The following is a 13,859-nucleotide window of genomic DNA, read 5'->3' as shown; positions in this document are numbered from 1 at the left end:
ATAAAGCCTGAAAGGGCGATCGCAGGTTGTAAAAAAGCGGAGTGACGTATGGACACGTCACCCCGCTTGTTCACTGAATTATTCTGCGCGCTTTTAGTGGACACACTAAAGCTGTAGCTTACAGAAAAAGGGTTTTTTGGTCCACCGCTAATGAGCCTTAAAGGCAGGGGAATGCGACAGGCCGTCGCGAAGCGGTGTAAAACGGGGCCCAGTATAACCTGAACCCCGTCTTCAGGGACATCAACGCAGGTCGAGAACGTCCTGCATGTCGTACAAACCAGGCTCGCGGCCATCCAGCCACAGCGCGGCACGTACGGCGCCCTTGGCAAAGGTCATCCGGCTGGACGCCTTGTGGGTGATCTCCAGGCGCTCGCCTTCGGTGGCGAAAAGCACGGTGTGGTCACCCACCACGTCACCACCACGCACGGTCGCGAAACCGATGGTGTCGCGCTCCCGGGCACCGGTGTGCCCCTGGCGCCCGTACACGGCCACTTCCTGCAGATCACGACCCAGCGCATCGGCAATCACTTCACCCATGCGCAAGGCCGTTCCCGAAGGCGCATCGATCTTGTGCCGGTGATGCGCCTCGATGATCTCGATATCCGCGTCGTCACCCAACACCCGAGCGGTCAAGTCCAGCAACTTCAGCGACAGATTCACCCCGACACTGAAATTCGCCGCGAATACGATCGGGATGTCTTTGCCCGCGTCGGCCAGCAACTGCTTTTGCGCAGCGTCAAGCCCCGTCGTGCCGATGACCATGGCCTTGCCGTGCTTGCGGCAAATCGCGAGGTTTTTCAGCATCACGTCCGGCAAGGTGAAGTCGATCAGGACATCAAACTCGTCAAGCACCTTTTCCAAGCCGCCAGACATCGGCACACCGATACGCCCCAGCGAGGCCAGCTCGCCAGCATCGGCACCGACCAACGTACTGTCGGGTCGCACGATGGCAGCCGTCAGGCCCGAAAGCGGCGAGCGCTGCTGCACCGCCTCGACCAGCGCCTTGCCCATGCGCCCCGCAGCGCCCATCACAGCTATACGTCGCATGCGAACTCCTTACAGGTCGCCGAAGAAGCGCTTCACGCCTTCGAACCAACCAGTAGTCTTCGGGGAGTGACTGTTGTCATCAGCCAGGGAGTTGCGGAACTCTTCCAACAGTTCACGCTGACGCCGCCCCAGGTTGACCGGGGTTTCCACCGCCACGCGGCACATCAGGTCGCCCGCGCCACCACCACGCACCGGCGCCACGCCCTTGCCGCGAATTCGGAACTGCTTGCCGGTCTGCGTACCCTCGGGGATCTTCAGCTTTACGCGACCGTCGAGGGTCGGAATTTCCAGCTCGCCGCCCAAGGCTGCATCGACGAAGCTGATCGGCACTTCGCAGAACAGGTGCTTGCCGTCGCGCTGGAAAATCGCGTGCTCGCGCACGTTGATTACCACATACAGGTCGCCGGTCGGGCCACCCTGGGCACCCGCTTCACCTTCGCCGGACAAGCGAATGCGGTCGCCGGTGTCGACACCAGCCGGCACCTTGACCGACAGCGTCTTGTACTCTTCGACACGCCCTTCACCGTGGCAGGAATCGCACGGATCGGAAATGATCTTGCCTTGGCCGTGACAGCGCGGGCAGGTCTGCTGGACCGAGAAGAAGCCCTGCTGCATGCGGACCTGGCCAATGCCGCCGCAAGTCGGGCAGGTCACGGGCGAGGAGCCCTTCTTGGCACCCGAGCCATCGCACGGCTTGCAATTGACCAACGTGGGCACGCGGATATTGACGGTGGTACCGCGCACCGCTTCTTCCAGGTTCAACTCCAGCGTATAGCGCAGGTCACTGCCACGCTGGGCGCCCCCACGGGCACCGCCGCGGCCGCCGCCAAAGAAATCGCTGAACACATCACCGAAAATATCGGAGAAGTTCTGTCCGCCGAAACCGGCACCGCCGCCACCCATGCTTGGGTCGACGCCGGCATGGCCGTACTGGTCGTAAGCCGCGCGCTTGCTGGAATCGGACAGGACTTCATAGGCCTCGTTGGCCTCCTTGAACATCTCTTCCGAAGCCTTGTCGCCGGGGTTACGGTCCGGGTGGTGCTTCATCGCTAGGCGACGATAGGCCTTCTTCAGCTCTGCCTCGCTGGCCCCCCGCTCAACACCCAATACTTCGTAAAAATCACGTTTTGCCATTAGTCTTTGCACTCTTATAGGACGTTCGGCCAACCTCTCCTGAGCCTCGCCAAACTCGTTGGGCCCCAATCAGGCCCGGACCCAACTCACGTCAATTCAACGATCCTGGTCTCGGCGCATATCGCCCGGAAAGCAGGAGCATTCCCGAACACACCGTCAGCACCCGAGCTTTGTCGCATGCTGTAAAAATTCGCTGCCTCCAGACACGCCAACGCGGGAGCAAGCTCCCGCGCGGCGACATCCTACCAGCCACCGCACAAACGCAGTCAACCGGCCGACCAACAAGCGATTACTTGTTGTCTTTCACTTCTTCGAACTCAGCGTCGACAACGTCATCGGTTTTTTCGGCCGATTCGCCCTGCTGCGCAGCGCCTTCAGCGGGCTGGGCCTGCTCGGCATACATCTTCTGAGCCACTGGCGCGGAGACTTTCGACAGCTCTTCGATCTTCGCTTCGATGGCCGCCTTGTCGTCGCCTTTGACGGCAGCTTCCAGAGCAACCACGGCCGCTTCGATAGCGGTTTTCTCTTCCGCAGTCACTTTCTCGCCAGCATCGGCAATCATCTTGCGAGTCGAGTGCACCAGCGCATCACCCTGGTTGCGGGCGCTTGCCAGCTCCTCGAACTTGCGGTCTTCCTCGGCGTTGACTTCAGCATCGCGAACCATCTGCTGGATCTCTTCCTCGGACAGGCCAGAGTTGGCCTTGATCACGATCGACTGGGTCTTGCCGGTGGCCTTGTCTTTGGCGCCGACGTGCAGGATGCCGTTGGCGTCAATGTCGAAGGTCACTTCGATTTGTGGCACGCCACGTGGCGCTGGTGGAATCTCGGCCAGGTCGAACTTGCCCAAGGACTTGTTCTGGGTAGCTTGCTTGCGCTCGCCTTGCAGCACGTGGATGGTCACGGCGCTCTGGTTGTCGTCAGCGGTCGAGAACACCTGGGATTTCTTGGTAGGAATCGTGGTGTTTTTCTCGATCAGCGCGGTCATCACGCCACCCATGGTTTCGATACCCAGGGTCAGCGGGCTGACGTCGAGCAGCAGAACGTCTTTAACGTCACCGGCCAGAACGGCGCCCTGGATGGCAGCACCCATGGCAACGGCTTCGTCAGGGTTCACATCCTTGCGAGCTTCCTTACCGAAGAAATCGGTTACCAGCTTCTGCACCAGCGGCATACGGGTCTGACCGCCGACCAGGATGACGTCGTTGATAGAGCCAACGTCGATACCGGCGTCTTTCATCGCGATGCGGCAAGGCTCGATGGTGCGCTGAACCAGGTCTTCCACCAGCGCTTCAAGCTTGGCGCGGGAGATTTTCACGTTCAGGTGCTTAGGACCGGTGGCGTCTGCGGTGATGTACGGCAGGTTCACGTCGGTCGACTGGCTCGAAGACAGTTCGATCTTGGCTTTTTCAGCGGCTTCTTTCAGGCGCTGCATGGCCAGCGGGTCACCCTTGAGGTTCATGCCGCTTTCTTTCTTGAACTCATCGACGAGGTAGTCGATCAGACGGATGTCGAAGTCTTCACCACCAAGGAATGTGTCACCGTTGGTTGCCAGCACTTCGAACTGATGCTCGCCGTCGACTTCCGCGATTTCGATCACGGAAACGTCGAAGGTACCGCCACCCAGGTCATAAACGATCACGGTGTGATCGCCCTTGGCCTTGTCCATGCCGTAGGCCAGAGCAGCCGCGGTAGGTTCGTTGATGATGCGTTTTACATCCAGGCCTGCGATGCGGCCGGCGTCTTTGGTCGCCTGGCGCTGGCTATCGTTGAAGTAGGCCGGAACGGTGATAACAGCCTCAGTCACCGCTTCGCCGAGGTAATCTTCGGCGGTCTTCTTCATCTTCTTGAGGATTTCCGCAGAGATCTGTGGCGGCGCCATCTTTTGGCCGTTCACTTCAACCCATGCGTCGCCATTGTCAGCCTTGGCGATTTTGTAAGGCACCATCTTGATGTCTTTCTGAACGACCTCTTCGTCGAACTTGCGACCGATCAGACGCTTCACCGCGTACAGGGTGTTATGCGGATTGGTCACAGCCTGACGCTTGGCCGATTGGCCAACCAGAATTTCGCCATCGTTGGCGTAAGCGATGATCGACGGCGTGGTGCGCGCGCCTTCAGCGTTTTCAATAACCTTGGCCTTGCCGTTTTCCAGCACGGAGACGCACGAGTTGGTGGTCCCCAGGTCGATACCGATAATCTTGCCCATGTTAACTCTCCCGGAACTTGGATTTTGTTGCCGCAGCAGTGGTGGCTAACTGCGGTAGCACTTAAACGCTTGACTTCTTAATGGGGGCCGTTGCGCCCGATTTCAAGCCTGCTCATCAATAGAAGGCGAAACCGGCGCTGGCGCCTTGCTGACCACAACCATGGCCGGGCGCAGCAAGCGACCGTTGAGCAGGTAGCCCTTCTGGAAAACCTTCAACACACTGTTTGGCTCGACGTCCGCACTTTCCTGCATCGCCATCGCCTGATGGTGTTCGGCATTGAACGGCTCGCCGTGTGGATCAATTGCTTCAAGCTGATAACGCTTGAGGGTGTCCTGGAACATTTTCAGGGTCAGCTCGATGCCTTCACGCATCGGACGGATGTTTTCGTCATCAGGATTGGACAACTCCAGCCCGCGCTCCAGGCTATCGATGATCGGCAGCAGGTCACCGGCAAAACGCTCCAGGGCGAATTTGTGGGCCTTTTCCACATCTTGCTCGGCGCGACGGCGGACGTTCTGCAGGTCGGCGGCTACACGCAACGCCTGATCCTGCGCACCGGCCAGTTGCTCCTCGAGCACTTGTACACGTGCCGCCAGGTCTTCGCCCGAATCCTGGGGAGCCTGATTGGCGTCTAGATTTTGCGTATCCTGCGTCTGTTCGTCAGCCATAGTTTTCTCCTTTCAATTTCGTCCGCGAGCTCGACTCGCGCTTCTGCCCCGGTATATGGGGCCAGGTTTTCCAGCTTCAAGGGCGACCTGACGAATTAACCCTACAAAAGACAGCAGCATGATCATGCCCTGCAGCGCTAAGAATTTTGTCGAACCAAGCAAAACGAGCTAAGCGCAGGCATTGTCAGGCTGAAACAAAACACTGTATAAATAACCAGACCTAACGCCTGGGAGCGGCCTTATGCTGGTGCACCTGTCCGTACACAACTACGCCATCGTCGAACACCTCGACCTCGAACTCGATCGGGGCATGAGCGTGATTACCGGGGAAACCGGCGCGGGCAAGTCAATCATGCTCGACGCTCTGGGCCTGACGCTGGGAGACCGCGCCGACAGCGGCGTGGTACGCCCCGGAGCGGACAAGGCCGACATTCTCGCGACGTTCGACCTGATCGACATACCGGAAGCCAGCACATGGCTGGCCGAGCGCGACCTGGATACCGACGGCCTGTGCATCCTGCGCCGGGTCATCACCGCCGAAGGCCGCTCCCGTGGCTATATCAACGGCACCCCTTGCCCCCTCGGCGACCTCAAGGCCCTCGGCGAGCTGCTGATCGATATCCACAGCCAGCATGAACACCAATCCCTGCTCAAGACCGATACCCATCGTCGCCTGCTCGACGAGTACGCTGGAGCTACCGACCTTGCCCGCCAGGTTCAACTGGCGGCCCAACGCTGGCGGCAGACCCGGCAGGAGCTGGATCGACTTTCCAACTCAGGCGATGAACAACGGGCGCGTCACCAGTTATTGAGTTATCAACTCGAAGAGCTGGAGAACCTGGCCCTGGGTGAAAACGAACTGCAGGAACTGGAGCAGGAACATAAGAACCTGACCAATGCCGAGGCACTCCTGGGCGTATGCCGACAAGTAGTCGAGCAATGCAGCGAAAGCGATTCCGGAAACGTGCTCAGCGCGCTGACCGCGAGCCTTAACCGACTTTCCAGCGTCAGCCATTCCGTAGGAGCACTGGGCGAAGCGAGTAACTTGCTGACCAGTGCGCAGATCCAGGTCGAAGAAGCCGTAGGGGAGCTGAACCGCTTCCTCGACCATTTCGATGCAGACCCGGCACGCCTGCAATATCTGGAAGAGCGCCTGGACACTATCTATACACTGGCCCGCAAGCATCGCGTCCAGCCAACCGATGTCGTCGAACTTCAGCAACGCCTGCTGGAAGAACTTGAAACCCTGAATGCCAATGATGAATCCATCGAGCGGCTCGGGGATGAACTGGCATCCTATGCACGCCATTATCAGGAAAAGGCCAAGGAACTCAGCGAACTGCGCAAGCAAGCCGCAACCGGCCTGGCGAGCGCGGTGGAACAGGAGATCCAGCGCCTGGGCATGCCAGGCGGCCGATTCACCATCGAACTGCACCCCAACGGTGGTGACGAGCTTCAGCCTAACGGGTTGGAACAAGTGGAACTGCTGGTCAGCGCCAACCCCGGGCAACCGCTCAAGGCGCTGGCAAAAGTGGCGTCCGGCGGCGAGCTGTCGCGCATCAGCCTGGCCATCCAGGTCATCACGGCGCAGACATCGCGAGTGCCGACGCTGGTATTCGACGAAGTGGACGTCGGCATTGGCGGCCCTACAGCAGAAATTGTCGGCCAACTGCTGCGCCGACTGGGTGAGCGCGGACAGGTCCTGACGGTCACTCACCTGCCCCAGGTCGCAGCCCAGGGTCACCAGCATCTATTCGTTCACAAGGTGCGCGGTGAAGACGCTACCCGCACTGCCGTGTCCAAGCTCAACAAAAATGAGCGGGTGGAAGAGGTCGCTCGGATGTTGGGCGGAATAGACCTGACCAAGGAATCCTTGGCTCACGCTAAAAAAATGGTGGTGGCGGCAAAAATCTGAACAATGCAGTAAAGCAAGAAGGCGACCCGAGGGTCGCCTTCTTTCGTTTTGAGGGCTTAAACCCACACCACGAGCTTATTTACGCTTGCGTACGTGCAGGACGAGATGGTGATCGATCAGCTCGAAACCATACTCCTCGGCAATCGCCTTCTGCAGCTTCTCGATTTCAGGGCTGATGAATTCGATAACTTCACGGGTCTCTACATCCACCATATGATCATGGTGCTCCCCGTCAGCCAATTCGAATACCGCATGACCGCCATCAAAATTATGGCGAGCCACCAGCCCGGCAGCTTCGAATTGAGTCAAGACACGGTAGACCGTGGCCAGACCGACATCCTCGCCAGCTTCCATGAGCGCCTTATAGACGTCTTCGGCACTCATGTGGCGTTGCTCTGCAGAATCGAGCATTTGTAGAATCTTGACCCGTGGCAGGGTCACTTTGAGGCCGGCTTTGCGTAGTTCGCTATTTTCAACCATGGTCAGCTTTCTCGCGATGCTGCTTCGCAGCTTCTCTTAATGCGGGTATGATCGGTGTTTACGTTGTCCCAGCCAAGATAGTGGAAGTCGCCCACCGATGCAAAACACCAAGCTCTTGCTAACCAGTTTCACCTTCGTGGGACTGCTCGCACTCGCCGGTTGTTCATTCCCCGGGGTTTACAAAATCGACATCCAGCAGGGCAATGTCGTCACGCAGGACATGATAGACCAGTTACGCCCGGGAATGACCCGCCGGCAAGTACGGTTTATCATGGGCAACCCCCTGTTGACCGACACGTTCCATGCCGATCGCTGGGATTACCTGTACAGCTTGCAGCCAGGTGGCGGCGAGCGGCAGCAAGAACGCATCAGCGTTATTTTCAATGCCAATGACCAACTCGTCAGCCTGTCGGGCGATTTCATGCCAGGTGTGAGCCGTGACGAAGCCATCATGGGCAAGGATAGCGGCACCACGGTCACCGACCCGAGCCAGAACACCGAACAGCCAAAACCGGAAAAACCCGTCAAGCCAGGTTCGCTGTTGGATCAGATCCAGAAGGACGTCGACAACGTCGAGACCGTACCTGTCCCGACGCCAGAACCTCTGGATACCTCGCCGCAATAAATCGCGACACAAAAAAAACCCGGCATGCCGGGTTTTTTATTGCCTGAATTCCAAGCCAGAACCTTACTCCGCTTGACGCGCCTGAGCTGCTTTCGCCGCCCGCAGGCGACGAATTTCCTTGGGATCAGCCAACAACGGCCGGTAAATCTCAAGGCGATCGTCCGGCTGTACCAACTGCCGGTCCGGATCCGCCACCAGCCGACCAAAAATCCCGACAGGACTCGTCGTCAGATCCAGCTCCGGAAACTCGGCAGCGATACCCGACGCCATCACCGCAGCACGAACAGATACCCCTTCCTCTACCGCGATTCGACGCAATACCTGGCGATCGACGCCGGCATACACCACTTCTATCTCAATCAACGCTTGAGCTCGGCATTTTGCTTGGCCCGCTGGCAAAAAGCGTCGACCAAGGTATTGGCCGCCTGATTGAACAGGGGACCCAATGTCGCTCGCACCAGCGGCCCGGCGTAGTCGAACGAGAGGTCCAGGCTGATCTTGCAGGCTTTATCACCCAGTGCCTTGAACACCCAGACGCCATGGAGCTGACTGAAAGGCCCTTCCTCAAGGTTCATCTCGATGGACTCACCCGGCACCAAGGTGTTGCGAGTGACAAAGTGCTGGCTCAATCCGCCCTTGGCGACGCTGAGGCTGGCGCGCATATGGGTTTCGGAACTTTCGAGCACCTCGGCGGATGAGCACCAGGGCAGGAACTCCGGGTAACTCGCCACGTCGTTGACCAAGTCGTACAGCGCCTGGGCCGGATAGGGCAGCAGGGCCGAGCGTTGAATATGTGTCGTCATGTAAGCGTCACTTCCACAGCTGGGCGGCAAACACTACAAGAATGCCAATGGGCGCTACATAGCGCATCAAGAACAGACTCAAGGCGAACAATACAGGGCTGCGCAGCGACAACTCATCACGCACGGCTTCACGCCCCATGACCCACCCTGCAAACACCACGAAACACAAACCGCCCAAAGGCAACATGATTCGCGATGTGAAGAAATCAATCACCCCGAAGAAATCCAACCCTCCAGTCGCTCCCCACTGGTAGAGGTGGAACAGACCGCCTTCGTTCACGAAAAACTTCGCCTGCTTCCATATATTGAAGGAAAAAACCGTCCCCAATCCCACGAACCAACAAGTGAAGGCCAGCCAGAAAGTCACCCAGGCACGGCTGAGGCGGGTTCGCTCGACCAGATAAGCCACCATCGGCTCCAGCAGGGAAATGGCCGAGCTCCAGGCGGCGATGGCCACCAGGACAAAAAACACCACGCCCATCACTTGGCCGAACGCCATGCTGCCGAAAGCAAATGGCAGGCTGACAAACATCAACCCCGGCCCCTCGCTGGGGTTCAGGCCGGCAGCGAACACAATCGGAAACAATGCCACCCCAGCCAGCAGCGACACAAAGGTATCCAACAGCGCAACGCCGACGACGGTCTTGGTGAGAGACGCGCTCTTGGGCATGTAGGCGCCGTAGATCATGATCGAACCGACCCCCACGCTCAGGGAGAAAAAGGCATGTCCCATGGCCGGCAGTAGTCCGTCCATGACTTTTTCCGGCTGGAAATCGAACATGAAATGCACGCCCTCCATGAAGTGCCCGGTGGTCATGCTGTAGCCCAGCAGCACCAGGATCATCACGAACAGCAACGGCATCATGATTCGCAGGCTGCGCTCAAGCCCCGCGACGACACCGCGGGCGATCACTACCGCGGATAGCACCATGAACAGCGTGTGCCAAAGCGTCAGCCTCCAGGGATCGGCAATCACATTGCCGAAATAGGCACCGACCTGATCGGGCGTCGCGTTCTGGAAATCCCCGCGCCCCATGTCGATGATGTAGTCCAGCGACCAGCCACCTACCACGCTGTAGAACGACAGGATCAACAGCGCCGTGATCATCCCGGCGAATGCGCCCCAGGACCACTTCGCCGAATGCCCCGCCTCCACAGCCAGCACCTTCAAGGCATTGGCCGGACTTTGCCGGGCGCGACGACCGATCAGCGTCTCTGCCAACATGACCGGCGCACCGATAAGCGCGATGCACGCCAGGAACATCAGTACGAAGGCACCGCCGCCATAGACGCCGACCATGTACGGAAACTTCCAGATGCTACCCAGCCCGACGGCCGAACCGGTCGCGGCGAATATGAAGACCCAGCGGCTAGCCCAACTGCCGTGGACAGAAACCTTGTCTGTCGACATCGTGATCACGCCCAAGCGTTCGAAAAAGAGGCCGCATTGTCCGGGATTCATGCAACCTGCTCAAGCACACAGCTTCACCGTAGCCGACACGCACGCAACTGCCTATAATGCCGCCCCTATGGCTAAACAGAAGAAACACCCCACAGGGACCATCGCGCAAAACAAAAAGGCGCGACACGATTACTTCATCGAACAACGGTTCGAGGCTGGCATGGTCCTGGCCGGCTGGGAAGTAAAGAGCTTGCGTGCCGGCAAGGCGCAACTGGTCGACAGTTATGTCTTGCTCAAGGACGGCGAAGCATGGCTGCTGGGCAGTCATATCACGCCGCTGACCACCGCCAGCACCCACGTCATCGCCGACCCTGTGCGCTCGCGCAAGCTGCTGCTCAACAAGCGTGAGCTGGAAAAGCTCTTCGCCTCCGTGCAGCAGAAAGGTTATGCCTGCGTCTGTACGTCGCTGTACTGGAGCAAGCACTTGATCAAGTGCGAGATCGCGCTGGGCAAGGGCAAGAAGGAATACGACAAGCGCGACACCGAACGCGAACGCGATGCCGGTCGCGAGCTGCAGCGTGCGGTGCGCAACAAGGGCAAGGAAGACTAAGCCTCGATCTTCGTGGGAGCGAGCTTGCTCGCGATAGCGACGTCACATCAGCTGTTGGATGTGTCAGACAGACCGCCATCGCGAGCAAGCTCCCACAGGTTTCGCGGACATATTCAGATGCCCTTGCGCCGCTCCGCCCGCGCCACCCGCTGCACTTCCTGACGCACCTCCTCCAGGACTTCCTGCACGTACAAGATATGTCGGCTGGAGACTTCCCGCGCCAGCTCGGCGTGCCCGTCCATGATGGCTTGGTACAGCTCGCGATGCTGACTGATCAGCATGTCGCGTGTCTCGCTGCGTTGCTTGTACATGCCGCCAATGTTGGTCACCACATTGCGCTTGAGCAGGTCGAACAGTCCGCGAATCGTGTGGAGCAAGACAGCGTTGTGGCTGGCCTCGGCGATCGCCAGGTGAAAGCGGGCATCCGCCGCACCCTCCTCCGCCCGGCTCACCTCGTCGTGACGCGCGTAACAATCCTGCAATTCATCGAAGGCCGCCGTCAGCCGCTCGCGATCCACTTCCGTGGCCCGCATTGCTGCGTAATAGGCACAGGACGCTTCCAGGGTGTGACGGAACTCCAATAAGTCGCGCTGCGCCTCGGGATTGCTTTCCAGGAGCTGCAGCAACGGATCACTGAAGGTCGAGCCCAGCGACTCCACCACATAGTTGCCGCCGCCCTGGCGACTGATCAACAAGCCTTTGGCCGTCAGCTTCTGGATCGCTTCGCGCAACGAAGGACGTGACACGCCGAACTGTTCGGCCAGGGTCCGTTCGGCCGGCAATCGCTCGCCGGATTTCAACGTGCCCTCAAGGATCATGCCCTCAAGCCGCTCGACAATATCGTCAGACAAACGGCGCTGACGAATCTGATCAAACCCCATAACTCCATTCTCCACGATCCCGACGGCTCGCCGGGCTCTCTATTCTGGCCCATTCGGACCTTATCCACACCCACCAAAACCACCCATCCCGACCAGATCAGATGCGATCTGCACCGTTTATTCGACGAAAGTTTCTGGGCGGCAAATTGACACACGGCAACCAAGGCTTTTACCCTAGCCGACAGCGCTTGTAAATTGGTATTACCAATTATCCAAAACCGCTGACCAGTGCCTGACCAACAACAATTAGGGGCTCACCCACTATGCAAACCTGGCAACAGCTTTACAGTCCGCTCGGCAGCCTAGGCTTGTCCGCACTCGCGGCCGTTATTCCCATCGTTTTCTTCTTCCTTGCCCTGGCGGTGTTCCGCCTCAAGGGGCACGTGGCCGGCAGCATCACCTTGGCACTGGCGATCGCGGTTGCGATCTTCGCGTTCCAGATGCCGGCGGACATGGCACTCGCAGCGGCGGGTTATGGCTTTGCGTATGGGCTGTGGCCTATCGCCTGGATCATCGTTGCCGCGGTATTCCTCTACAAACTGACCGTCAAGAGCGGCCAGTTCGAGGTGATTCGCAGCTCGGTGCTGTCGATTACCGATGACCAACGCCTGCAAGTGCTGCTGATCGGCTTCTGCTTCGGTGCCTTCCTGGAAGGTGCCGCCGGCTTCGGCGCGCCCGTCGCGATTACCGCCGCCTTGCTGGTGGGCCTGGGCTTCAACCCCCTCTATGCCGCCGGCCTGTGCCTGATCGCCAACACCGCCCCCGTGGCATTCGGCGCGCTGGGCATCCCGATTATCGTGGCCGGCCAAGTCACCGGCATCGATGCGTTCAAGATCGGGGCCATGACCGGTCGACAGTTGCCACTGCTGTCACTGTTCGTGCCGTTCTGGCTGGTGTTCATGATGGATGGCCTGCGCGGTGTGCGAGAAACCTGGCCAGCCGCCCTGGTGGCGGGCTTGAGTTTCGCCATCACCCAATACTTCACGTCGAATTTCATTGGCCCGGAACTGCCGGACATCACCTCGGCCCTGGCCAGCCTGGTCTCCCTGACGCTGTTCCTGAAAGTCTGGCAGCCCAAGCGTACCGCCGGCGCCCAGATTGCCGGTGCAACCTCCAGCGCAGCCATCACCGCCAGTGCCGGCGGTTTCGGCCAGCCTCGCAGCACCGTGGCGTCGCCCTACAGCCTGGGAGAAATCATCAAGGCCTGGTCGCCATTCTTGATCCTTACCGTACTGGTGACAATCTGGACGCTGAAGCCATTCAAGGCGATGTTCGCCGCGGGTGGTTCGATGTACGGCTGGGTGTTCAACTTCGCGATCCCGCACCTGGACCAACTGGTGATCAAGTCCGCGCCAATCGTGGTGAACCCGACCGCCATCCCGGCGGTATTCAAGCTCGATCCGATTTCGGCGACCGGCACAGCGATTTTTTTCTCAGCGCTGATCTCGATGCTGGTGCTGAAGATCAATCTAAAAACTGGTCTTACCACTTTTAAAGAGACGCTTTTCGAGTTGCGTTGGCCGATCCTCTCCATCGGCATGGTGCTGGCGTTCGCCTTCGTCACCAACTTCTCGGGCATGTCTTCCACCATGGCCCTGGTGTTGGCCGGAACTGGCGCAGCGTTCCCGTTCTTCTCGCCATTCCTCGGTTGGCTGGGCGTGTTCCTGACAGGTTCCGATACCTCGTCCAACGCGCTGTTCGGTTCGCTGCAAGCGACCACCGCGCACCAGATCGGTGTCAACGACACCTTGCTGGTAGCGGCCAATACCAGCGGCGGCGTGACCGGCAAGATGATCTCGCCACAATCGATCGCCGTTGCTTGTGCGGCGACCGGCCTGGTGGGTAAAGAATCCGATCTGTTCCGTTTCACACTGAAACACAGCCTATTCTTTGCAACGATCGTCGGTCTGATCACACTGGCCCAGGCCTACTGGTTCACCGGCATGCTGGTTCACTAAGCACTACTCGAAATACTGAAAAAACCGACGCCGAACCGCGTCCGCTATTCACAACCGGGTCTGCAAGGCTGCTGAAAGATTTCCTCTCTATATTCAGCAGCCTCAGCAGACGGATAACCGGGACCACCC

Annotated in this window: 13 protein-coding genes; 4 read left to right on the top strand and 9 right to left on the bottom strand. The window is 59.0% G+C overall.

Features of this window, described 5'->3' with window-relative positions; genetic code table 11:
* Positions 1-240 precede the first annotated feature (240 nt).
* The 4 genes from dapB to grpE form a co-directional block, all read right to left on the bottom strand.
* Complete coding sequence (gene dapB / locus J3P79_RS04035; protein WP_434608352.1) at positions 241-1,047, bottom strand: 4-hydroxy-tetrahydrodipicolinate reductase; 807 nt, start codon at positions 1,045-1,047, stop codon at positions 241-243.
* Positions 1,048-1,056: 9 nt separating this feature from the next.
* Entirely contained in the window at positions 1,057-2,181 is a 1,125-nt protein-coding gene (gene dnaJ, locus J3P79_RS04030; RefSeq protein WP_039592325.1) for a molecular chaperone DnaJ, read from the bottom strand.
* Positions 2,182-2,470: 289 nt separating this feature from the next.
* Entirely contained in the window at positions 2,471-4,387 is a 1,917-nt protein-coding gene (dnaK, locus tag J3P79_RS04025; protein ID WP_434608350.1) for a molecular chaperone DnaK, read from the bottom strand.
* 102 nt (positions 4,388-4,489) lie between these two features.
* Positions 4,490-5,056, bottom strand: a complete 567-nt coding sequence (gene grpE, locus J3P79_RS04020) for a nucleotide exchange factor GrpE (RefSeq protein WP_039592327.1) — start codon at positions 5,054-5,056, stop codon at positions 4,490-4,492.
* 241 nt (positions 5,057-5,297) lie between these two features.
* Between grpE and recN the strand changes: the two genes are divergently transcribed.
* A complete protein-coding gene (gene recN / locus J3P79_RS04015) occupies positions 5,298-6,971 on the top strand; it encodes a DNA repair protein RecN (protein ID WP_434608347.1) in 1,674 nt (557 codons plus the stop codon).
* Positions 6,972-7,046: 75 nt separating this feature from the next.
* Here the strand turns inward: recN and fur are convergent, their stop codons facing one another.
* Entirely contained in the window at positions 7,047-7,451 is a 405-nt protein-coding gene (gene fur, locus J3P79_RS04010) for a ferric iron uptake transcriptional regulator (RefSeq protein WP_024779961.1), read from the bottom strand.
* Between the two features lie 97 nt (positions 7,452-7,548).
* Here fur and bamE point away from each other — a divergent pair, with 97 nt between their 5' ends.
* A complete protein-coding gene (gene bamE, locus J3P79_RS04005; RefSeq protein WP_434608345.1) occupies positions 7,549-8,076 on the top strand; it encodes an outer membrane protein assembly factor BamE domain-containing protein in 528 nt (175 codons plus the stop codon).
* Positions 8,077-8,139: 63 nt separating this feature from the next.
* Here the strand turns inward: bamE and J3P79_RS04000 are convergent, their stop codons facing one another.
* The 3 genes from J3P79_RS04000 to J3P79_RS03990 are packed head-to-tail and all read right to left on the bottom strand — an operon-like array spanning position 8,140 to position 10,290.
* Positions 8,140-8,439, bottom strand: a complete 300-nt coding sequence (locus tag J3P79_RS04000) for an RnfH family protein (protein WP_434608343.1) — start codon at positions 8,437-8,439, stop codon at positions 8,140-8,142.
* Positions 8,436-8,879, bottom strand: a complete 444-nt coding sequence (locus J3P79_RS03995; RefSeq protein ID WP_434608341.1) for a type II toxin-antitoxin system RatA family toxin — start codon at positions 8,877-8,879, stop codon at positions 8,436-8,438. The genes J3P79_RS04000 and J3P79_RS03995 overlap by 4 nt, the downstream gene beginning before the upstream one ends.
* Before the next feature lie 7 nt (positions 8,880-8,886).
* Positions 8,887-10,290 (bottom strand): sodium-dependent transporter, encoded by a 1,404-nt coding sequence (locus J3P79_RS03990; protein ID WP_434611340.1) that lies wholly within the window; start codon positions 10,288-10,290, stop codon positions 8,887-8,889.
* 118 nt (positions 10,291-10,408) lie between these two features.
* Between J3P79_RS03990 and smpB the strand changes: the two genes are divergently transcribed.
* Positions 10,409-10,891: an SsrA-binding protein SmpB gene (gene smpB, locus J3P79_RS03985; RefSeq protein ID WP_030139770.1), complete on the top strand. Its 483-nt coding sequence runs from the start codon at positions 10,409-10,411 to the stop codon at positions 10,889-10,891.
* Between the two features lie 113 nt (positions 10,892-11,004).
* Here smpB and J3P79_RS03980 read toward each other — a convergent pair whose 3' ends face one another.
* A complete protein-coding gene (locus tag J3P79_RS03980; RefSeq protein WP_039592333.1) occupies positions 11,005-11,772 on the bottom strand; it encodes an FCD domain-containing protein in 768 nt (255 codons plus the stop codon).
* A 263-nt stretch (positions 11,773-12,035) separates the two neighbouring features.
* Between J3P79_RS03980 and J3P79_RS03975 the strand changes: the two genes are divergently transcribed.
* Positions 12,036-13,730 carry a lactate permease LctP family transporter gene (locus J3P79_RS03975; RefSeq protein ID WP_434608339.1) on the top strand — a complete coding sequence of 565 codons (1,695 nt, stop codon included), beginning with the start codon at positions 12,036-12,038 and terminating at the stop codon, positions 13,728-13,730.
* The last annotated feature ends 129 nt before the right edge of the window (positions 13,731-13,859 follow it).

The organism is Pseudomonas sp. R1-7 (genome assembly GCF_051132105.1).
Taxonomy (GTDB): domain Bacteria; phylum Pseudomonadota; class Gammaproteobacteria; order Pseudomonadales; family Pseudomonadaceae; genus Aquipseudomonas.
This window is presented reverse-complemented; position numbering and strand designations above follow the sequence as displayed.

Bases quoted from the DNA above. Each gene is read 5' to 3' on its own strand.
- dapB (WP_434608352.1), bottom strand. From the start codon at position 1,047: ATGCGACGTATAGCTGTGATGGGCGCTGCGGGGCGCATGGGCAAGGCG.
- recN (WP_434608347.1), top strand. From the start codon at position 5,298: ATGCTGGTGCACCTGTCCGTACACAACTACGCCATCGTCGAACACCTC.
- grpE (WP_039592327.1), bottom strand. From the start codon at position 5,056: ATGGCTGACGAACAGACGCAGGATACGCAAAATCTAGACGCCAATCAG.
- J3P79_RS03980 (WP_039592333.1), bottom strand. From the start codon at position 11,772: ATGGGGTTTGATCAGATTCGTCAGCGCCGTTTGTCTGACGATATTGTC.
- J3P79_RS03995 (WP_434608341.1), bottom strand. From the start codon at position 8,879: ATGACGACACATATTCAACGCTCGGCCCTGCTGCCCTATCCGGCCCAG.
- J3P79_RS03975 (WP_434608339.1), top strand. From the start codon at position 12,036: ATGCAAACCTGGCAACAGCTTTACAGTCCGCTCGGCAGCCTAGGCTTG.
- fur (WP_024779961.1), bottom strand. From the start codon at position 7,451: ATGGTTGAAAATAGCGAACTACGCAAAGCCGGCCTCAAAGTGACCCTG.
- dnaK (WP_434608350.1), bottom strand. From the start codon at position 4,387: ATGGGCAAGATTATCGGTATCGACCTGGGGACCACCAACTCGTGCGTC.
- bamE (WP_434608345.1), top strand. From the start codon at position 7,549: ATGCAAAACACCAAGCTCTTGCTAACCAGTTTCACCTTCGTGGGACTG.
- dnaJ (WP_039592325.1), bottom strand. From the start codon at position 2,181: ATGGCAAAACGTGATTTTTACGAAGTATTGGGTGTTGAGCGGGGGGCC.
- J3P79_RS03990 (WP_434611340.1), bottom strand. From the start codon at position 10,290: ATGTCGACAGACAAGGTTTCTGTCCACGGCAGTTGGGCTAGCCGCTGG.
- smpB (WP_030139770.1), top strand. From the start codon at position 10,409: ATGGCTAAACAGAAGAAACACCCCACAGGGACCATCGCGCAAAACAAA.